The following is a 21932-nucleotide window of genomic DNA, read 5'->3' on the forward strand; positions in this document are numbered from 1 at the left end:
ATCTGCCGTCTACCCACTCGTTTCACGCTTCCTAGCGCCATGCCTTTTCAATTCTCAGCAGGCGGTTTTATTCCAATTGGGCAGGTAAAACAAATTCGGGTAGGCACTTACGCCCACAAAGTCAGCTTCTATACGGAATTTAGGATACCGCACACACTCAATCCCGAGCAGGTGCACACTCCACCCGCGAACAAGGTAACTGCTGGCGGCAACCTTTCGCCTTCTGCTCATTCCAAGCCCTTGCCCGCTCATAGTTTTACCTCTACAGCTCTAGGCCACTCCAAAAGAACGCAAAGAGCGAAGCCATCTGCTCCCCGTGTCTCAATCATCCCCTATTGAAGCGTCCAAATGTCAATCAAACCTACAGCCGCCCCTTTGACCGTTAACCCGCATTCTGATAATTAACCACCGAACGAGCTTGGAAGACGCATGGAAACAAAGGTGAGACCAGGTGACCAGGTGAGACCAGGGACGAGCGGGCCAAGAATGCAAAAAACGGCAACCACACCCGGCCGCCGCAAAAGATATTCTATTCAGTTAGGCGAAGAGGCCTTTCCCGGCTTTTCCCGAGGGTGGGCGATACAGGATTTGAACCTGTGACCTCTTCCGTGTCAGGGAAGCGCGCTAGCCCCTGCGCCAATCGCCCTTTGCGAGGTGGGTACGGGATTCGAACCCGTGTACACGGCTTTGCAGGCCGTTGCCTCGCCTCTCGGCCAACCCACCGTGCGGATTGAAAGAATGCCTTCCATCCTCCGAGCGGACAACGGGGCTCGAACCCGCGACCTCAACCTTGGCAAGGTTGCGCTCTACCAACTGAGCTATGTCCGCAATGTCAGCCTCGCGGCGACAGATAGAAACTATAGGCGAGTTTTTACCCCTTGTCCAATCGCAGGAGCGAGGTTCAGACCACACTCATGTTTAGGCGTGTCCTCCCACATTTATTTACCTCACATAGTACCCTCTCGCGCCCGCGCGCTCCTGCCCGCGCTTCGGTGTTCCCGCACCCGGCTTCCCTTCCATGTACTTCAATCCATTTGTTCCCATCCTCTTAGCTCACCTCCCTAGTCCACTCCATTTGCTCCCGGGCTTATGGACTTGCCGCCCAATACCGCCCACTACAGGAGGTGAGACGGCTCCCACAGCTAAAAATTTGAGTTCTGGGCGGCAAAGGCGGTAACCTGTTACTTCGTTACGGGCGATTGGCTCAGGGGTTAGAGCGCTTCGTTCACACCGAAGAGGTCACTGGTTCGATTCCAGTATCGCCCACCGTAATAACTGCATATCGCAGACCAGGCGAGCGGAAATGCTCGCCTTTCTTTTTGTTTTCGCGCACCTCGCCGCGCCTACCTCGCACACTTTCGTGTTTCTTGCCTCTACCTTGCACTGCTCTTGCCCCTACCTGGCACCGTGCAATACCGGCATCGCGCCCTCCCAGTTTTCGCGCTAGCACCTATTTGCTCTATGCTTTGCCTTCTTGGCGCGCATTTTCTACCGCGCATTCAGCAGATCATGAGAGACTAGGAACTATGAGAATATGGCCAGGACGCCCTTATCCGCTCGGAGCAACCTTCGACGGCTCGGGTACTAACTTTGCTATCTACTCTTCCGTGGCGGAGAGAATAGTGCTCTGCCTGCTCGACGACGATAACAATGAGACACAGGTAGAACTGCGGGAAGTGGACGCGAGCGTATGGCATTGCTATTTGCCGTCCGTGCGCCCCGGGCAGCGCTATGGGTATCGCGTCTACGGACCACACGATCCCTCCCAAGGGTTACGTTGTGATCCTTCGAAGTTCTTACTTGATCCTTATGCCAAGGCCATCGACGGGAATATCACCAATACCCAAGCGGTATTCTCCTATGACTTCGATGATCCGAGCCAACCAAACCGGCAAGATTCCCTCGGGCATGTACCGATTTCCGTGGTTATCAACCCCTTCTTCGATTGGGGGCATGACCGCCCACCGGATCACGATTACGCCGATACGGTGATTTACGAAACGCACGTGCGGGGTTTTACCAAACTCAATCCCAAGATTTCCCCGGAATTGCGCGGCACTTATCGCGGCATTTCCTCCCCCGCTTCGATCGAATACTTCAAGAAGCTGGGGGTAACCGCCGTCGAACTGATGCCTATTCACCAGTTCATCAACGACACTTCTTTGCAAGACCGTGGCCTTAGCAATTATTGGGGCTACAACACCATCGGGTTCTTTGCCCCGCATGATGGCTATGCCACCGCCGGGCGCGGCGACCAGGTCTACGAATTCAAGTCCATGGTGAAGGCCTTGCACGAAGAGAATATCGAGGTGATTCTCGACGTCGTCTACAACCACACCGCGGAAGGCAACCACCTGGGGCCCACGCTTTCCTTCAAGGGAATCGACAACCCGGCCTACTACCGTTTAGTGCCGGATGATAAAGAACATTACTTCGATACCACCGGCACCGGAAACTCGCTGAACATGAGCTCCCCGCACACCCTGCAAATGATTATGGATTCATTGCGCTACTGGGTGGTGGAAATGCATGTGGATGGTTTCCGCTTCGACCTCGCCTCCACCCTGGCCCGCGAACTGCACGCGGTGGATAAGCTTTCTTCCTTCTTCGACATCATCCAGCAAGACCCGATTATTTCGCAGGTCAAACTGATTGCCGAACCGTGGGATGTGGGTGAAGGGGGCTACCAGGTAGGTGGTTTCCCGCCGCTGTGGACGGAATGGAATGGCAAGTATCGGGATACCGTGCGCGATTTTTGGCGCGGTGAACCGGCTACGATTCCCGAATTCGCTTCCCGACTTACCGGTTCTTCGGATCTGTATGAAACTTCCGGGCGCCGGCCTTTCGCCTCGATCAACTTCGTCACCGCGCATGACGGTTTTACTATGCGGGATCTCGTTTCCTATAACGAGAAGCACAATGAGGCAAACGGAGAAGGCAATGCGGACGGGGAATCGAATAACCGTTCCTGGAATTGCGGGGTGGAAGGTCCTACGGATGATCCGGAAATCCTGGCCTTACGCAAACGCCAAATCCGCAATTTCCTCACCACCCTGATGGTTTCGCAGGGCGTGCCCATGCTCAGCCACGGTGATGAAATCGGGCGCACCCAGCAGGGTAATAACAACACCTACTGCCAGGACAATGAACTTTCCTGGGTGGATTGGGACCTCGACGAATCCCAGGAAGAACTTTTGGAATTCACGCGCAAGGTCATCGATTTCCGGATGCGGCACCCGGTGTTGCGGCGCCGCCGGTTCTTGCGTGACGAATCGCGCGTGGAAGGGCCCGATTACGTGGGCGAAATACAGTGGTTCCAACCCAATGGCAAGGTGATGCAAAACGAGGATTGGGATACCGGTTTTGCCCGCTCCCTCATGGTGTTCCTGAACGGAAGAGGGATCCGCGAACCAGATGCTTACGGTATGGATATTGTTGATGACGATATTCTCCTCACTTTCAATGCCGGTGATGAGGACGTTATCTTCAATATTCCAGATTCTCCGTATGACCGGGAATGGAAGGTAGCAATCGATACCGCTGTGCGCCCGGATCCGGAAGAAGTGTTGCGCCCGGGAGATTCTTTCTCCGTAACCGGCCGCTCTTTACGCGTGCTGATTCACGAGCGCACCCAGGAGCCGGAAGCCGAAATTCCCGTAGCCAGTGCTTCCGTATCCGAACCAGTAAGCGAAACGCCGGCGGCGGCCACGCCCGCGCCCACGCCGGAACCGGCCAGCGGCTCGGTTTCAGATACGCCCGAAACGGCACCGGCGGAGGTTTCCGACACCCCGGCCGTTTAGCGTGGTTACTGTGCCGAGCTCGGCAAAGATGAGCGGGTAGCAAAAGGTAGGACGCCGCGCCACGTGGTCTCGGTTACGCTAGGAAGTATGACGAGCAGCGAAACCGAAAACATTGTGGCGCGGCGCGCCCATATGCCCGCCCCGGGTAAGCATGTTCCTATTTCTACTTATCGCCTGCAATTGAGCCCCGATTTTACTTTTGCGGACGCGCAAAATCTGGTGCCTTATTTGCAGCGACTCGGGGTCACCGATATATATTGTTCCCCGATTTTGCAGGCGGCCCCCGGGTCTATGCACGGCTACGACGTAGTTGACCACACGAATATTTCTGCGGCTTTAGGCGGCCGGGAAGGCTTCGAAAAACTGGCAGATACCGCCCATGAAGCCGGCCTAGGAGTGGTAGTGGATGTGGTGCCCAATCATATGGCCGTGCCCACTCCCCTGTACTTGAACCGTGCTTTGTGGTCGGTTTTGCGCGATGGCGCCGAATCCCCATTTTCTGCCTGGTTCGATATTGATATCACCAGCGCCGAAAACGGGATTTTACTTCCCGTGCTGGGCGAACGAATCGGCACCGTGCTGGCGAAAGGCCAGATCACCCTGGATCAGATGGTGGTGCCCGGTTTCGAGGCCGAAGGGGAACAACACGTTTTACGGTATTTCGACCACGTGTTCCCGGTCCGCAAAAACACGGACCAGCTTCCCATTATTGAGTTACTAGAACGCCAGTACTACCGGCTCGCCTACTGGAAAGTAGCCGAAGAGGAACTGAACTATCGGCGCTTCTTCGATGTGGATACTTTGGCGGCAATCCGCGTGGAAGATCCGGAAGTTTTCTTCGCCTCCCACTCCTTGCTTTTAGACCTGTACCACAAAGGCTATATCGATGCTTTCCGGATCGACCATCCCGATGGGCTTTCTGATCCGCGCCAATACATGGCCCGTTTGTATGAGGCCACCGATGGAGCGTGGATTGCGGGAGAAAAGATCCTCGAAGGCGATGAGGAGCTTCTCTCCGATTGGAAGGTAGCCGGGTGTACGGGGTACGAAGTTTCGTGGCGGATCGGTTCCGTGCTCACTGATCCGGTAGGCGCGCGGAGCCTGACCGCCCAATACGTGGAGCTTTCCGGTACCACCGATTCGTACGCAAACATTGCACTCGCTTCCAAAAAGCAGATCGTCAACACCTCTTTGCACGCGGAATTGGAGCGCCTTACCGGCGTGATTTCCGATATTTGTAACGAAGATTTGCGGTTGCGAGACCACTCGCGCCGTTCCATCCGGGAAGCGCTCGCCGCGCTGGTGGTAAATCTGGATCGTTACCGTGCCTATGTAGTTCCCGGCGAAAAAGCTTCTGCCCTGGCCGAATCGGTAGTCACTGCGGCCGCGGCCCGCGCCCGGCAAGAATTGAATGAAGATCGGCAGGAAACGCTGGACGTCGTCGTCGATATTGTGCTGGGCCACGAAATCGGTTCCGCCTCAAAACTGCACGACGACGCACGTAACGAAGCGATTGTGCGCTTCCAGCAACTGTGCGGTCCGGTGATGGCGAAGGGTATTGAAGATACGGCTTTCTACCGGTACACGCCCCTGACTTCTGCCACGGAAGTAGGTTCAGACCCGTTGCGCGCCAATATTGATCCGGATGCTTTGCATGCCTGGACGGAACGGATGGGTAGTACGTGGCCGGCAATGATGAGCACTTTGACCACGCATGATACGAAACGCGGGGAAGATGTGCGGGCGCAGATTGCTACCCTCACCGAATTTGATGAGGATTGGCTGGCTTTGCTCACCAAGTTGCGAGCTCGGCATGCGGCGGCGCGGCCGGCCCAATTGGATGGCCAAATTGAGAATCTGCTGTGGCAAACCATTATTGGCACGTATACGGATCGCGGGCCGATCGAAATCGACCGGCTACTGGAGTACTTAACTAAGGCGGCGCGCGAACAGAAAACCTGGACCACCTGGACAGCTCCGGACGAGGAAGGGGAAACCGGGCTGTTTAGTTATGCTCGGGACATTCTTTCCAACCCGGAAACTCTGCAGGATTTGGCAGCGTGGCGGGAACGCACTTTGCCGGCTCTAACCTCGCGGATTTTGGCGCAAAAGACTTTGTCCATGACCCTCGTGGGCGTTGCCGATACGTATCAAGGCGAGGAAATCACGCGCAATATTTTGGTGGATCCGGATAATCGCCGGCCGGTTGATTTCCAGAGCTTGCAACATTTGCTCGAGGAATTAGATGCGCGTGGCTCCCTGCCCGGGGATGCCAGTTTGGATGAACAAAAACTGTGGGTAACCTCCCGGATTTTGCATTTGCGGCGGCGCCGCCCGGATACTTTTGTTTCCTCCCGGAGTGGTTACACGCCTTTGCCGAGCACTACCGGGCACGCAATTGCTTTTGCTCGCACCCTGGACGACGTACCTGATGTGGTGGTAGTCACTGATAGGTTGCGGCATCGTTTGGAAGAAGCGGGCGGCTGGCGCGATGCCACGGTGGTACTCCCCGCTGGTGCTTGGCGCTCCATTTTCAATGGCAGTACTTTTACCGGCGGGCCGGTAAAGATTGCTGATTTGCTGAAGAGCTTGCCGGTGGCCGTCCTCGAAAAGGTGGAAGACACAGCCACGGCTGAAGGTAGCGATCTAGCGGACGCAAAAACTGATGCCACCACTGAGAAGGCACCCGCGGCGAAAACGAAAGGCAAGTGATGAGTGAGGAACTGTTTCAGCTGCGCGTTTGGGCACCTTATGCCCACCGCCAGGTAGAAGTACTCACCGGTGGCAAGCGCTACCCGATGCGCCCGGAAACGAATGCCGCTAGCCCGACCGCGAAAACGGCTAGCCGTGACGCAGAAACAGCTAACCCGACCGCGAAAACGGCTAGCCACAGCACGAAAACTGCTAACCACACCGCGGAAACGTACGAGCCGGGATGGTGGGTGTGCGAAACCGGTTTTCCGGCGGGCACGCGCTACCAGTTTTCGCTTGATGGCGGAATGCCTTTGCCCGATCCGCGTTCGCGCCGCCAACCGGAAGGCGCACATGGTCCTTCTGAAATCGTGGATACCGCCCAGTTCGAGTTTTCGGATTTTGCCGGCGTAGATCCTTTGGGCAAAGTGTTCTATGAATTGCATATTGGTACTTTCACGCCGGAAGGGACTTTCGCGGCCGCCGCGGAAAAACTGCCCTACCTGCGTGATCTGGGTGTAGACGTAGTGGAACTGCTACCGATTCAACCGGTACCGGGCCGGTGGAATTGGGGGTACGACGGCGTCGACCTGTATGCAGTTACGGAAAACTATGGCGGGCCGGCTGGTTTTGCCGCTTTTGTGGAGGCTGCTCACCAAGCCGGGCTAGCGGTGTGTTTGGATGTGGTCTACAACCATTTCGGGGCGGATGGGAACTATATAGGCCAGTTCGGCCCGTATTTCACGGAAACCCATCACACACCGTGGGGCGCGGCCCTGAATTTTGATGGGCCGGAAAGTGGCCCGGTACGGCGTTTCTTTATCGAGAATGCAGTGCAGTGGGCCCGTGATTACCGGGTAGATATGTTCCGCCTGGATGCCGTGCACGCGATTATTGACGATTCGCCGCGTCATATTTTGGCGGAACTTTCCGATGCACTCAAAGCTTTTGGGAAGACTGCGGGCCGCACAATCGGGCTCATTGCCGAATCTGATATTAACGACCCGGCAATGGTGGAGTCTACCGCGCGCGGCGGGTACGGCATGGATATACAGTGGACGGACGATATCCACCACGCCCTACATGTTGCCTCCACGGGAGAAACCCAAGGTTATTACGCAGATTTTGGGGAACCGGGTGCGTTGGAGAAAGCTTTGCGGCACGTTTTTGTGCACGACGGCGTCTACTCCACTTTCCGCAAGAAACTGTGGGGCCAACCGGTGCCCGAAACCACTGATTCGCGCCGATTTTTGATCTATACCGAAAACCACGATCAAGTGGGCAACCGGGCTACCGGGGATCGGCGCACGGCAACGATTTCGCCCGGTGCAGCGGCCGCCGCAGATGCCGTGGCCGCACTCTCTCCGTTTTCCTACATGTTGTTCCAGGGCCAAGAATGGGCAGCTTCCTCCCCCTTCCAGTTCTTCACCGACCACGGCCCCGAACTGGCCCCCAAAGTGGTGCAAGGCCGCATCGAGGAATTCAAAGATTGGGATTGGCAGGCCCTGACGCCCGCAGTTCCTTCCCCGCAGGAGGAATCAACTTTCTATGCTTCCCAGCTCAACTGGGAAGAAGCCGAACGCGGCGAGCACGCGAAATATTTGCGGATAACGCGGGAGCTCTTGCGTTTGCGGCGTGAAGTGCCAGATTTCGCGAATGCAAACCGGGCTGATTCAGAGATTGTCCGCTTGGGCCGGGCTGGATACTACCGGCGCGGTAATTCGTATATTGTATTCAACTTTGTGGGACCGGCCACGGTTACTTTGCCGGGCACACTCTGCTTGCCGGCCACGGTTCCTCTGCCCACTACAGATTTCTTAGCCCCTGAGCCTGGCCACGACCTAACAGAAGCGCCAACCCGCGGCGCGGATGATTCTGCAGGGACCGAATCTGAGAGTATGGAAGCTGAACGTGAGGGGTCCGGGCGCGGGGAATTTCGCCACGCAAACTCTGGAAACCCTGGTTCTGGGCACGCGGCCTGTGGACGCCCGGGATCCAGCCACGCCGATTCTAATCGCGAAGTGCTTGAGCTAGCTTTGGCTTGGGATAAACCGGAAATTATTCCTATTCCAACTACGCAGGTAACGCCCGTTACAAATACGGGAATCCAGGGCAAAATGGTTGAAAACGGGCCCGCTCCAAACACCACGCTCCCCCACCGGTCGGTTGAAAGCGGCTTAGCGGCCACGGATATTACGGGCTGGCAAGTGCATTTGTACCGGCCCGGTTTTGCCGTGTTCGTGCCCGCGCGGTCCGGGAGAAAACCCATGAGTCTTGGGCACCCTAGGTAAAGAAACACCTGCTGTTTGATGCTGGGTTAGGCACGAACCGAGCACCGGTGCTCGGTTCGTGCACCACCGCCGTTACTCGGCTTAACTACGTCCGCCAAAACTCAATTCTGCTATTCCCTGATTCCGGCCTTTACCGCTCTCATCGCAAGCTCACCGCGCGTTGCACAACCGGTGTGCCTGAGGATATCCGATACATAGGATTTCACTGTCGCTTCTGTGAGCCCAGTTTTCCTCGCAATGTTTTTATTAGACAGTGCTTTAAGCATCAGACGGAAAACTGGTCGCAAATGGGAGGCAAGGGTCTCCACTGCTGCAATAAAATCTGCGTATTTTTCGCGGTCTTCTTGAGCATGTGCATAAGATGCAGTATCGAAAAGAGACTGTGGAAACAAGCGGCGCTTACTATCATAAAAATAGTCGGCAAGAGCGCGATCAAAGGTGGCCTAGCGGGGCTCGCCGCATCTTTAGCTGCATCTGCAGCTTGGTGCCTCACGCCGTGGGCCAAGTAAGGAGTTATCATGCGTAAAGATTCCGATCGCAAGGCATTTTCCAAACTAGGGCTCTACACGTTGCTTCTGCTCTACACGTTGCTTATGTGTGGTTTGTTCTTCTTGTGGCTCTGGGTTAGCTTGGGAGCCAGATTCCAAACCTTGATGGCTGATTACGGTTCAACGCTTCTCACCTTCTGCGTGGTAATTGTTGCTGTATTTCCGCTCGTGGGGACAGTGACGAGATCGTGGACTAGTACGCCCGAGGTTAGCGAAGAGAGACAAAACGTACCTGCAACACCTGCGAAGGCAAGCTAGCTTCACCAAATGCGGCTTCGGTAGCTTGAAATTACCGCAACGCAAAACTTACTGTGGCCGGTCCTGCACAACTGCTCAGGGCCGGCCACGTATATTTATCGCTGGCAAGTGCATTTGTACCGGCCTGGTTTTGCGATGTTCGTGCCCCAGCAAGCCGGTAACTTAGCAACTGTTATCTAAATCGGTCTGCGGTTATTCTTGATTCGCTACCTGGAACGAAAGGAAGGCCGAGCGATTTGTGGGCGAAGATTCATGCTAAAACGCGCGGTTTGAGCCGAAGGTTAGCCGGGACGATTCGGCAACGGGTTGCTTTGGCCATGATTGCTTTCGTGGCTTTTGTGGTGGGCGCCGTCGGCATTGCCACCGTGTGGGTGGAATATCACGTGCGCGTGGAATCCGTACAAGAAGAACTCGATATTGTTGCCCACGAACTGCGGATCCTTGCCGAAGAAGGTATCAACCCGGAAACGGGTGGTACTTTTACCGGGCCTTCCACACTTTTACAAACCTTTATGTCCAGAAAAGTTGTTTCCACGGTGGAAGGGGAAGTTGGGCTCCTGAATGGCGAGGTTGCGTGGGTATCCGGAGAAATTGGTACCATCCGCCCCGAAGATGATCCGGAACTCATCGCTCATGTGGCAACCGCTGCCCGCGGAGACAGAATCGTCAAAGGGAAAATTACTACCGCAACTAATAGCTATTTCTACACCGTTATCCCCGTCCATTTTTCCACCACCGGGAATATTGACATCGACGTCGATGCCCCGGGCCATCCCAGCGCATCTACAAGTGCCTCGCCCGCCACAGATACCGCTTCTCCTCCAGCAGCAGGAACACAATCCGGGGCCCTTTTGCATGTGCATCTGACAAGCGCCGTTAACTCCGAGATCTTCAACCTTATCCGCATCTACGTTTTAGTTGCGGTATGTGCCATTGCCCTTTCCAGTCTGGGCATTGGGATCATCACTCGCCGTCTTACCCAACCAATCGACACTCTGCGCGAAGCAGCCGAACAGATAGAAGAGAAAGATCTGAACGTGCGGGTGCCGGTGCAAGGTAGCACTGACGTTGCCCAACTTTCCCAAGCCATGAATTCCATGCTGGACCGGCTAGAAATATCCGTCACCAATCAGCAGAATCTTCTCGACGACGTCGGCCACGAACTGCGCACCCCAATCACGATTGTGCGCGGGCACCTAGAACTTGTGGATCCCCACAACCCAAAAGACGTGCAAGAAACCCGTGACCTCGCCCTCGATGAATTAGACCGTATGGCCGAGCTGGTTTCTGACCTGCTCCTTCTCGCAAAATCTAAGCAACCCGGTTTTATCCAACTGCAAGCTACGGATACCGATCAGCTCACCCGTCAAGTATTTGAGAAGGCGCGGGCACTTGGCGAGCGTAACTGGCAACTGACCGAAGTGGCCGAGATAACCGCCCCGCTAGATACGCAACGGCTCACCCAAGCTTGGTTGCAGCTAGCTGCCAACGCCGTGAAATATTCGCAGCCGGGAAGCCGGATAGAAATTGGTTCCCGTACAGCATGGCCACGTTTGCATCTGTTTGTAAGGGACGAGGGGCGCGGGATTCCCCGCGCCGAAATCCAAAATATTACGGGCCGATTTACCCGCGGTTCTACTGCTGCGGGGGCAGACGGGGCCGGCTTGGGGCTAGCTATCGTGCAATCTATTGTCACCGGCCATGGGGGCCGCCTGGCAATTGAGTCCGAAGTTGGCAAGGGTTCACTTTTCACGATTATGATCCCCTACGCGGGCACCGCGGGCACTAACCCAGGCACCGCAATCACTACCCCGGGCACCGCGGGCACTAACTCGGGCACCGCGGGCACTAACCCAGGCACCGCAATCACTACCCCGGGCACCGCGGGCACTAACTCGGGCACCGAGGGTACTAACCCAGGCACCGCGGCCACTAACCCAGGCATCGCGGCCAGCACCCCGCCCACGAAACAGAGACAGTAACGGAGCATAATCGCACACATTCTTATCGTCGAAGATGAAAAACGCATCGCCACATTTATCACGAAAGGTTTAAAGGCCGCCGGTCATACTAGTTTCGCCACCCCAAGCGGCCAGGAGGCAATTATCGAAGCCCTCTCCGGAGCCTACAGGCTCATCATTTTGGATATTGGGCTGCCTGATATGGATGGTTTCACGGTGCTTGAAAACATTCGCGGGCAGGGCGTACGCATCCCCGTTATTTTGCTTACCGCCCGCTCCTCCGTGGAAGACCGCGTGGCCGGCCTAGAATCGGGAGCCGACGACTACATGCCCAAACCCTTCTCTTTCGAAGAACTCCTCGCCCGTATCAAACTGCGCTTGCGGGATTCGGCCACCGCTACCGCGAGCGCGGAGGCGCGTGATACTGGTGGGCTGGTTACGGTGTTGCGAGGTGGGGATGTGGCGATGAATTTGTTGAGTAGGCAGGTGACGGTGGCCGGGGAGCCGGTGGAGTTGTCGGGGCGAGAGTTTGATGTGTTGCGGATGTTCTTGGAGAATCCGGGGAGGGTGCTTTCGCGTGAACAGTTGCTTTCTCGGGTGTGGGGTTTTGATTTTGATCCGGGTTCGAATGTGGTTGATGTTTATGTGCGGTATTTGCGGGGCAAGATCGGGCGCGAACAGATAGAGACTGTGCGCGGGATTGGTTACAGGTTCGCTGCGATGCCCGAGCAGAGCTAGCGGGCATTAGTCGTCATCGTCGTCATTGCCGTCGTCATTGTCATCGTCGCCGTCATCGTCGTAGTTGCCGACGTAGGCGGGTGGGGCTTTCGGGGCGCGTTGCGGTTGTAGGACGGCGGCGGGAGCGGGTGGGCCAGCTGGTGCGGGGGCAATCCCTGCTGTCCCGTTGGGCGGCGCGGTGTCAGTTTCTGTGTTGTTTTGCGGGCCGCCGGGCGTGCCGTTTTTGGGGCCGTTGGGGGCGGGGCTGGTGGTTTCTTGGTTTGCGGTTTCGGTGCTGGCAGGGTCGCTTTCTGGGGTTGCGGTGCTAGTTTTTGGATCTGTTTGGTTACTTTCGACTACTATTGCTGGTCCGCCGTCGAGTTCGAAAGAGTCGTTTTTCCCAAGCATTAGCGCGGCTGCTCCGGTGCCTAGACCAGCGATAATTAGCACGACTATCAAAATTGTGAGTTTTCTTCGCATGTCTTGTTTTTCCGTTTCGTGGTTATTCGGCTAATTCGTGGTTATTCGGCTATGGGGAGGCGGAGCTTGGCAACAGTGCCGGTACCTGCCTGGGTTGATGTAATTGGGCGGGATTTAGTTGGGCCGGTTCCGGTTGCGTCGGTTCCGGCCGGGCCAGATCCGGTTGAGTTCGTTCCGGCCGGGGTTGCGCCGGTTCCAGTTGGGCCGGTTCCGGCCGGGCCAGATCCGGTTGGGCCGGATTCTGCGGGACTTAGTGTGAGGGTACCGCCGTGGACCGTCGCTATGGCCGCGCATATTGGTAGGCCCATACCGCTGCCGGGTTGGGGGTCATTGGTGGCGCGGCCAAAACGGCGCATTACCATCGCGTGTTCTCCTTCCGGTATGCCTCGCCCCGTATCGGTAACGGTGATGACTACGCTGGTGCCCGCCGCGGTATTTTCCACGGTGGTGTGTACAAAGATGTATACCGCAGCATCTGCGGAGGCCCGGTTTGGTGTATTGGAATTCTGCGTATCGGAATTTGGCCTATCAGGTGCCGTGCTTTCTAGGGCGGGGTTTTCTTGGGCCGGCGAATGCGAGGGTCCGGTTGCATCCGGTGGCGTGATCTGGCTGGAGTGGGCCGCGTTTTGCAGTAATTCGTATAGCACAGATTGTAAGGCTTGCCCGTCAGCGCGCATGGTCAGATCAGTGAGAGTCTCCTGGGTTTCGTAAGCTAAAACGGGTGTAACGGTGTGTTGCCGTTGTTTCCTGTTCCATGTGGTTACGGCCTCGGTGACGATGCGGGCAACTGAGACGTCATTGGTAAAGTTTATTGCTTTGCCGTTGCTGAAGTTTTGCCAGTTTGCCACGCCTCGCAAGGAAGCGCGTAGCCGCACAATTTCGCTGTGCATTTCTTCCCGCGTGATGCCGCTTTCCGGGTTGTTTATTCCGGATGCGAGAAGTGCTACCGGGGTGGTGAGCTCGTGCAATAGATCTTCAGAAAATGCGGCTTCTCGTTCTACTGCGGCTTCTGCTGGGGCGAGTAGTTCATTGGTGGTTTGTGCCAGGCGCACGTATTCGGCAGAACCGGTTTCTTCCAGTTGCGGAACGGTGTGCCCATGGTGGGTAGCCCGCGTAATAGCCCGGTTAGCTTTGCGGGTAAATTCTCCGATATGCCCGGTTATTCGGGTAGTTACTACCCAGGCGACGACGCCGGTAAGCACCAAGACCACCACGCATACTCCGGCCAGAGAAAATATTTGGGTGCGGATAGATTCTTCGTCTGCTACGTGGAAATGGATAATTGCTACCGCACCACTATCGGTAGCCGCTTGGATTTCCACGTTTACCCAGGTGAGTTTACCAAAGCTTGCGGAAACGGCCTGCCCGCCAGAACCTGGTACGGCAAGGCGTTGGCGCAAACTTGGCTCAAGGTCTGCCCAAGTGGGGGCTGCCGCGCCTCGTTTTTCGCCCAACAATTGCAAGGATTCCCCCAGCTGGTGTTCCCCGGCGGGCAGGTTTTCAGTACCGGCCAGCAGCTGGGTGCTAGTTGGCACTTGCCGAGCCAGGTAGGCGGAGATCAGATCGGTAGCGCTAGCAAATGGTTTACCGGTGTGTGGATCGTGTACTTCTGCGGCAAATTGGCGTAGCTCTTGTGATTCTTGGGAAAGGGCCACGCGAACGTCTTCGGCTACCCGATAGCGCAACACGAAAGAGAAGACCAGTAAAAGCAAAATCAGGGATACGGCAACCGTTCCCATCAACCACATCCACGTGACCGCGCTACCTTTCCGGCCTGGCGATAGTTCAGTATTTTTACGTTCCTGTTTCCTTGTAGTCTCGCGAGTTTCGTTTTTACTATTAGCCATTGTTTTCGTCCACATTCCACCGGGTATAGCTATCCAAGAATTTTTCCGGAGCCTGCGTATTTGCCACGAGAATTCCCGGATAATTTTCTAAGGTGTGGCGCAAGTGGGAAAGACCGTCTTCGTTAAGTGGTTCATCAATCCGATCCAGCACTAACAACGGCGGGTTTCCGGCTATCGCGCGGGCAAGTTGCAGCAGTGCTTGCGCGGAAACAGATAGGGGTTTGCCGCCGCGTTTTAACACGGTGTTCTCCTCATCAGGCAGTTCAGCAACGACCTTTGCCAATCCCACCTGTTCTAGAAGTTCGTGCACGGGCACGTTAGCTTGCGGTAGACGATAGCGGACAATACGAGCAATAGAGGCCCGTTCCAGCGGCACATCCCGCAAGGCTACCCCTACCAGTTCCCGGCGCACCGTAGCGGGGAGCAAAGCCAGTTCTCGCCCGGCAATATTCATCCGCGCATAGTCTTCCGTTTCCTCGCCTACTAATAGGCGCAAAACTTGGTTTACGCGGGTTGGGGAACCGGTAATAATAATGCGTGCCCCGGGCCGAGCTACGAGTTCTGGGAACTCTTCTTGTAGCGCGCCCCCACTTACAAGATGGAGCGCACCGGCCGCTAAACCTGGAATATCTCCCCGGTGTTGGGATCTTGCCGCGATTTTTCGAGCTTGGCGTTGCCGGGTGCGGAAAAGCCGCGCATCTTCAAAAATCGGGTAGAGCACGCGGGCCGCAGCCCGGAAATTCTGCCGGTACTCTCCCACCCTGCCCAAATCTTGGATAGGCGAAGCCATCAACCCGGCAATAAAGATCGCGGTGGTGACTTCTTCCGGCGTCGCCGCCGCAAGGCTACCCACCACCCCAATCAGCACGGAAAGTAGCGCGGTAACCGCAGAAGCTCCCCCGCGCATTGCCCCGGAAACCACGGCCCGGCTTCGCGCGGCGCGCTGCACCCGTGCCGAAAGTTGGTCGATGCGCGTGACCTCCCGATTAATCCCACCCGAAACTCGAATCGCCGGTCCGGCCTGCACGATGTCAGAAATCTGGCTGGCCATCCGGCCCCGAACCTTACGTAACCGGCGTGCCCGGCCCAACAACGGGCGGGAAAGGAGCAACAACCCCACCCCAAAAACTACTAGCACGCCCAGGATAACCGTGCCCAAAGCGGGAATGAGAAGGAACATGCCAACCACAATCCCCGCCAGGAGCGGCACCCCCACCACCAAGGGAGCAATCCCCAAAGACACCCAGTTTTTCACTGCCGAAAGGTCATTCGTGGACCGGGCGATAGTAGTTCCTAAGCTCGTGGGCCGCTGCGGGGCAAGCGCTGCCGTGATTAGGAGTTTGCGCACCGAACGCACATAATCATTACCTAATTCTTCGGCCACCACCCGCTCGCCCATACGTGCCACACCTAAAAGCAGAGCCGCGAGCACCAAAAGGGCCGCGAGCGCCGGAAAACTCATCCCCGTGCCATTGCTATGCGGGCCACTTGCGCTTCCTGCTCTCCCGGTCAGACCGCTTTTTGCAAAAGCAGTTCCCAGTTGGGGCGTATAAAAAGCAATGGCTACACTGAGTACGGCTTGGATGATGCCCAGTCCGATAAGGGTTGCGAACAACCAGCGGCGCCGGCCGTGAAATACGTGGGGAAAGGTGTCTTTCATAGACCGATAGTTTCCCTTGCAATATGGGGTTTGCACAGGTCGAAAGTAGGAATAATTGGCACGTCTACTACTTCCACGGCTTCTTGGGTGATGAGCGGAGAGGAAGTAAGCCGGCCTGATACGGCTTTCAAAGGTAGTTTGGCGTCGCGAATCAGGCCTACCCCGGCGGCGGCAGAAAGAGCTTCCCCGCACGCGAATACTACAGAATCTACCAGTTCGCCAAAATCGGGATCGCGCATCAAAGCCGCTGTTTCTCCTTGGTAGATACCGTCCGCAATTTCGATGAGCACTACGTCTGGGCTATCTTCGCACAGGCTTGCCACCATGGAGAAAAGTACGTTCTTTACGTCTTCCATGGATAACGTGAAAGTGGAAGAAAGTCCGAAATCGGTGAAATCTACAACGCGATTCGCCCCGGCGTCGCGGAATAGGCCGGCGTCGTTTCCGGCTCCGGTACCGGTGGCTTTTCCGGCATTCACGGTGAGGCCGGCAGCGCTAATTCCGTTTACCAAGCAACCGAGAGTGGTGGATTTTCCGGAGTTCATGGAAGAACCAAATACCACGGTAATGTGCGGCCGGTTTTTAAGTTGTGCGTACTCGTTTTGGGCTTGTTGCCAGGGGCGGATCTGGTGGTCGGCTAACCGTGACATGGAAAGCACGCCTTCGCTATCGCAAATTAGCCCGAGTGGTTCAATCACGGTTGCCGGCTGAATATTGGCATGTTTTTCGATTACTCTGCCTGCCATGCCTCCCGCGGCCACGAGGTTCGTGTAATTCAAATTGCGGGGAACTTCCGCTAAAAATTGGTCTGGTGCATATCGGTTGCCGTAGGCAACGATTATTTCGTCGCCTTCAAACAGGTGCCGGCGCCGCGAAGTTTGTGATTCGAGCCGTTTGTGTTGCCCGATCGTGGTTACCCGGGCAAGCACAAAATCCCCGGCTTGGGGTGTTACCCCGCGTCCGCGCCGCAAACTGAAACCCTGGTTATCAGTCTGCCGGAGAAGAGCATGCAGACCGCGCGCATTGTACGATTTTTTGGCGCGCCGCAAACGTCGTGGTTCTAAAGCTACTTCTTCCACGCCGGTGGCTGCTGCCATTCCTTCGGAAGGGCTATCGGAAAGATGCCGGTTCTTTCGTTCCAACAGTTGTGCGATTTCGAAAGCCAAATCGAAACTATCGGTAGTGGTCATGTCTTCTCCCATTCTCAGCCAGGATTTGCATCTCTAGCCAGGATTTGCATCTCTTGTGACACGAAGGAGACTAACGGCGCGAGATGACGCCTCCATGAATAGAAAAGGAAAAAATTCTCATCTAGAAGGAGAAACTCTCATGTAGCTAATGGGAACTATCGGCGAAAAAGTTATCAGAGTTGCATACCTGTTCGCCCGGTTTATTTGCAAGGAATGATTTTGGAGATATCTCTCAATAATAGTTCTTTAGGGTACAGTGCGGTATTCTCGAAAGATACAATATAACTCTTAGGTTTTATGTGCCGCAGGGTTATATGTGCGGCGTACCTGCGTCGCGCTGGGCCACGGTCCGAAATATCGCAGCGTACGCCAACAGGCACGCATTATTTTCGGCCGGTCCACTCCGTAGATCCCTACGAAGGGTTAAAACCTTGACCGAAAGTAACCAGGAAAATATAGAACTAACTAGCGCAGACTATGAGCGTTACAGCCCGCCCGAGCAAGAACTCATTCGGCAGGCACGCGCCGCTGACCGCCTCGCCCAAAAAGACACCTCGTTTATGGGCCATCCGCGCGGATTACTGACGCTTTTCAACCTCGAATTATGGGAGCGTTTCTCCTACCTGGGATTCCAGGCCATTTTGGCGCTCTATCTTTCTGCCGCAGTGGTCAATGGCGGCCTCGGCTACGAAACTACTACCGCTTCCTCTATTGTTGCTGCCTACGGCGCGCTGCTTTATCTTCTCTCCATAGGCGGAGCGTGGATAGCGGACCGCATTATTGGTACCCACAAAGCTGTACTGTGGGGCGGGATTATTATTGCCGCCGGTCATATTTGCATGGGCATTCCCGGGCATGTGGGGCTCACGTGGGCAGGCCTCGGTTTCATTATCGTGGGTACCGGCCTGCTCAAACCGAATGTTTCCACCAAAGTTGGGGAACTATATTCACCCACCGATCATCGGCGCGACGCCGGCTTTTCCATCTACTACGCGGGCATCAATATCGGCGCTTTCCTCGGCCCCCTCGTGGCTGGCTGGTTGGGCCAAAAAATCAACTGGCATGCCGGTTTTTCCGCGGCTGCCATCGGCATGATTATCGGCGTCGTTTTGTATTCGGTACAGGGCCGTTACTTGGGCGGCCACGAATCTGCCACCCGGATTCGTCTCAATTTCCGTCCCGATAAAAACTTCTGGTATGTGGTTGGACTAGCGGCCGCAGTAGTGGTGCTCGCGATTATTTTTGCCGCCACCAGCCTCGTAGAACTCGATGGTTTCATCAACGCGATTACTGCTCTTACGATCGCCGTACCGGCCATCTACCTCGTGTGGATGTACCGCTCCCCGCGCGTGTCTGACCCCGAACGCGGCAACCTGCTGCCCTACGCGTTCTTGCTAATCGCGCTCGTCATGTATAACCTCACGTATTTCCAAACCGGAAATACCCTCAACTTCTTGGCCCTGGAACGCACAAATAATACGCTCGGCAGCTTCCACTACCCCTCCACCTGGTACATTTCCCTCACCGCCATCGTGGAAATAATCATGGGCCCCGTGCTCGCCTGGGTGTGGGTCAAGCTCGGCAAACGCCAACCGCATGTAGCAGCGAAAGTCGGCCTCGGTACCATCCTGGGTGGATTCGCTTTTATTTTGATTGCCCTGGGTGGATTGGCGACGCCGCACGGGCACCTTATGAGCGCCATGTGGATGTTCGGTTGTTACGTTTTCTTGGGATTGGGCGATCTCCTGGTGCAAACCTCCGGGATGTCTGCCACTACAAAACTGGCGCCGCGGGCTTTTGCTTCCCAAACCATGGCGGTTTGGTTTGCGGCTATGGCCATGGCCCAAGGCGTACAAGCCCAGATCGTCAAGTTCTTCAGCTACGAAAACATCGTGGCCTATTTCGGAATCCAGGGATTGGTAATTATTGCCTACGGCCTCTTCCTAGTTGCGCTCACCCCTTGGATGCGTAAACGCATGACGAACGTGGCTTAACCCGGCCAGCTCAAACGTGGTTTAACCCGGCCAACTGTTTTACCGGGCCAACTGCTTTACCGGGCTAACTGCTTTACCGGGGTATTGGTATTTAGCTCCCCACTAGCTAAGTCCCCCAGAAAACAGCCCCAGACCAGCTGGCCTTAGCTAAAAACCAGCCTGCCCCAGCCGGTTTAGGCACCAGAACCTCGCACAGAAAGGAACACCATGCAGTATTTGCAACCTGAAGATTTTCCCTACCGGGTAAAGGTTATTGAAGACTGGATACCGGTTACGGACGGCACCCGTCTTTTTATGAAGGCATGGATGCCTGAAACTACGGAACAGGTTCCTGCAATTCTCGAATATTTACCGTACCGGGCTACCGATTGGACGTTACCGCGCGATTCGGAACGCCACCCGTACTATGCCGGCCACGGTTATGCTTCCATCCGCGTAGATATCCGCGGCCACGGTAACTCCGAAGGCGTGCCCGGCGAAGAATACGATATGCAAGAACACTTGGATGGCGTGGATGTTATTAACTGGATCGCCGCCCAAGACTGGTGCACCGGAAAAGTTGGCATGTTCGGCATTTCCTGGGGCGGTTTCAACTCCCTCCAGCTTTCCTATCTACAACCCAAACCTTTGAAAGCTATCGTGACGGTATGTTCCACTGACGACCGGTATGACAATGACGTCCACTATATGGGTGGCTCGATGCTCGGCGTCGACATGTTTGCGTGGGGCGCCACCATGCTGGCCTTCCAATCCCGCCCGGTAGATAAACGCATCTGGGGTGAAAAATGGCGGGAACAGTGGCTTTCCCGGTTAGAGAAGGCCGAACCATATATGGAAAACTGGATGAGCCACCAAACCCGAGACGAGTTTTGGCAACACGGATCAGTGTGCGAAGACTATTCCCGGTTGAATACGGCAGTGCTCGCCGTTGGCGGCTGGTTTGACCCGTACCGGGATACCGTGCTGCGGCTGGTCGAAAACCTTTCCGCTTTGGGGAAGAACGTACGCGGGTTGATCGGACCGTGGTCGCACCAATACCCGGACCGTGACCTGAAACCCGGCCCGCATATTGATTTTCTGGGAGAAACTTTGCGCTGGTGGGACCACTGGCTCAAGGGCATCGACACCGGCGTAATGGAAGAACCACTACTCAAAGCCTGGATTATGGATCCCATTCCGCCGCGGTCCTACTACGAAGAAATACCGGGCCGCTGGGTGGCAATGGATAACTACCCAGACCCGGCAATCACCACCCGCGAGTTCACGCTCGCCAATGCCACCTCAATCACCCCGCCCGCACAAACCGCTGCGCCGGCCGCACCAGCCACCACCCCGCCCGCACAAACCGCTGCGCCGAAATCTGGAAACGTTTCCGCCGCAACTACCACGGTAGCGGCCACAGATTCTGCGGCAACAGATTCTGCTGGCATGGGTTCTACCGACGCAGGTTCTACCGGCACGGTACCTCTCACTTCGTACATAAAATCTCCCCAGGATGTGGGGCAAAACGCGGGGCGCTTTTTCCCGTACGGTAACGAATCGGATCTTCCCACTGATCAACGTGCCGACGACGGCCGTTCCACCACCTACGATTTCCCGCTCACCGAAGACCTGCAAATCTTGGGGAATTGCCGCCTACATTTGCGGCTAACCACGCAGGCCACGCGCGGGCAGGTGTATGTGCGCCTGGTAGATGTGGCTCCGGACGGGCAGGCCACTCTGGTCACGCGCGGGAATTTGAATCTTTCTTCCCGGGAAGGCAGCGAGAAAATTGTTGATTTCCCGGCCGGCGAGTGGGTGGGCGTAGAAATTCCTCTAACGGGAATTGGCTACACGATCCCTGCCGGGCACACTTTGCGAGTAGCGCTTTCTACCGCGTATTGGCCGTGGATTTGGCCGCAAGCCCAGAATGCGGGAATCACGGTAGATCTGGCTGCCTCCCGCATGGAAATCCCGGCCCGGCCGGATTTTGCGGCGCTGGCTGCGGCCGGAGATACGCAGGCACAGAGTCGCTTGGATGCTGACCGTGCCGTCAAATTTGCTGGCCCAGTGCAACCGGTGAATGCTGACGTGAAACATCCGGAAGCGGGACGCTCTGGGGTGCGCCGGCCCGAACGTCTCATTTCTCAAGACGTTGCCAAGCGGGAAACCTTTATCCAAGTGGACCCCATGTATGGCGGCACACGTATCTACCCGGACGGGTTGCACTATAACGAAGATGCTGTGGAACGCTATTGGATCGGTTGGGATGATCCAACCACGGCCCGCACGGAAGCAGAATGGATCGTGGAGCTCTCCCGCCCCGATATGGATTGGGAAGCATCCCTAAAAACCCGTTCCACGATTTCTTGCGATGCCGAAAACTTCTACGTCACCTCCCACGTGCGCTGCTGGGATAAAGACGAGCTGATTTTCGAACGCGAATGGAATACCACCATCGCCCGCACCGCGAGCTAAAACCGAAGTTCGAAATACTCTTTTCCGGCGCCGTGAAA

At 56.0% G+C, this 21932-nt stretch carries 12 protein-coding genes and 4 tRNA genes; 8 read left to right on the forward strand and 8 right to left on the reverse strand.

Going from position 1 to position 21932, the window contains the following annotated elements:
• Positions 1–573: 573 nt before the first annotated feature.
• The 3 genes from H8274_RS06010 to H8274_RS06020 form a co-directional block, all read right to left on the reverse strand.
• Positions 574–646: transfer RNA gene (locus H8274_RS06010), tRNA-Val, on the reverse strand.
• Positions 647–652: 6 nt separating this feature from the next.
• Positions 653–723 (reverse strand) — tRNA-Cys (locus tag H8274_RS06015).
• Between the two features lie 32 nt (positions 724–755).
• Positions 756–828: transfer RNA gene (locus H8274_RS06020), tRNA-Gly, on the reverse strand.
• Between the two features lie 365 nt (positions 829–1193).
• On the opposite strand from H8274_RS06020, the gene H8274_RS06025 reads away from it, so the two are divergent.
• The 4 genes from H8274_RS06025 to treZ all read left to right on the forward strand — a co-directional run bounded on the left by H8274_RS06025 (position 1194) and on the right by treZ (position 8782).
• Positions 1194–1266, forward strand: a tRNA-Val gene (locus H8274_RS06025).
• Positions 1267–1526: 260 nt separating this feature from the next.
• Positions 1527–3800 (forward strand): glycogen debranching protein GlgX, encoded by a 2274-nt coding sequence (gene glgX, locus H8274_RS06030; protein ID WP_049620087.1) that lies wholly within the window; start codon positions 1527–1529, stop codon positions 3798–3800.
• A gap of 87 nt (positions 3801–3887) precedes the next feature.
• Entirely contained in the window at positions 3888–6512 is a 2625-nt protein-coding gene (treY, locus tag H8274_RS06035; RefSeq protein ID WP_185934088.1) for a malto-oligosyltrehalose synthase, read from the forward strand.
• On the forward strand, positions 6512–8782 hold the full coding sequence (gene treZ / locus H8274_RS06040) for a malto-oligosyltrehalose trehalohydrolase (protein WP_185934089.1): 2271 nt from the start codon (positions 6512–6514) through the stop codon (positions 8780–8782). Before treY ends, treZ begins: the two co-directional genes overlap by 1 nt.
• Positions 8783–8892: 110 nt before the next feature.
• On the opposite strand, the gene H8274_RS09770 is transcribed toward treZ, so the two are convergent.
• Positions 8893–9090 (reverse strand): response regulator transcription factor, encoded by a 198-nt coding sequence (locus H8274_RS09770; protein ID WP_256332520.1) that lies wholly within the window; start codon positions 9088–9090, stop codon positions 8893–8895.
• 767 nt (positions 9091–9857) lie between these two features.
• Between H8274_RS09770 and H8274_RS06050 the strand changes: the two genes are divergently transcribed.
• The gene (locus H8274_RS06050) at positions 9858–11570 is read left to right on the forward strand and encodes a HAMP domain-containing sensor histidine kinase (protein ID WP_185934090.1); all 1713 of its coding nucleotides are present in this window, start codon (positions 9858–9860) and stop codon (positions 11568–11570) included.
• Positions 11571–11579: 9 nt separating this feature from the next.
• Positions 11580–12287, forward strand: a complete 708-nt coding sequence (locus H8274_RS06055; RefSeq protein WP_185934459.1) for a response regulator transcription factor — start codon at positions 11580–11582, stop codon at positions 12285–12287.
• 6 nt (positions 12288–12293) lie between these two features.
• Here H8274_RS06055 and H8274_RS06060 read toward each other — a convergent pair whose 3' ends face one another.
• The 4 genes from H8274_RS06060 to H8274_RS06075 are packed head-to-tail and all read right to left on the reverse strand — an operon-like array spanning position 12294 to position 17443.
• A complete protein-coding gene (locus H8274_RS06060; RefSeq protein ID WP_065415108.1) occupies positions 12294–12746 on the reverse strand; it encodes a hypothetical protein in 453 nt (150 codons plus the stop codon).
• Between the two features lie 41 nt (positions 12747–12787).
• A complete protein-coding gene (locus H8274_RS06065; RefSeq protein ID WP_185934091.1) occupies positions 12788–14593 on the reverse strand; it encodes a sensor histidine kinase in 1806 nt (601 codons plus the stop codon).
• Complete coding sequence (locus H8274_RS06070) at positions 14586–16253, reverse strand: ABC transporter ATP-binding protein/permease (protein WP_185934092.1); 1668 nt, start codon at positions 16251–16253, stop codon at positions 14586–14588. The genes H8274_RS06065 and H8274_RS06070 overlap by 8 nt, the downstream gene beginning before the upstream one ends.
• On the reverse strand, positions 16250–17443 hold the full coding sequence (locus tag H8274_RS06075) for a DUF1611 domain-containing protein (RefSeq protein WP_083330046.1): 1194 nt from the start codon (positions 17441–17443) through the stop codon (positions 16250–16252). The genes H8274_RS06070 and H8274_RS06075 overlap by 4 nt, the downstream gene beginning before the upstream one ends.
• A 431-nt stretch (positions 17444–17874) precedes the next feature.
• Between H8274_RS06075 and H8274_RS06080 the strand changes: the two genes are divergently transcribed.
• Positions 17875–19437 (forward strand): peptide MFS transporter, encoded by a 1563-nt coding sequence (locus H8274_RS06080; RefSeq protein ID WP_244924539.1) that lies wholly within the window; start codon positions 17875–17877, stop codon positions 19435–19437.
• 207 nt (positions 19438–19644) lie between these two features.
• The gene (locus H8274_RS06085) at positions 19645–21894 is read left to right on the forward strand and encodes a CocE/NonD family hydrolase (RefSeq protein WP_185934093.1); all 2250 of its coding nucleotides are present in this window, start codon (positions 19645–19647) and stop codon (positions 21892–21894) included.
• Positions 21895–21932: the final 38 nt, after the last annotated feature.

Source organism: Actinobaculum suis (assembly GCF_900618115.1).
Lineage (GTDB): Bacteria > Actinomycetota > Actinomycetes > Actinomycetales > Actinomycetaceae > Actinobaculum > Actinobaculum suis.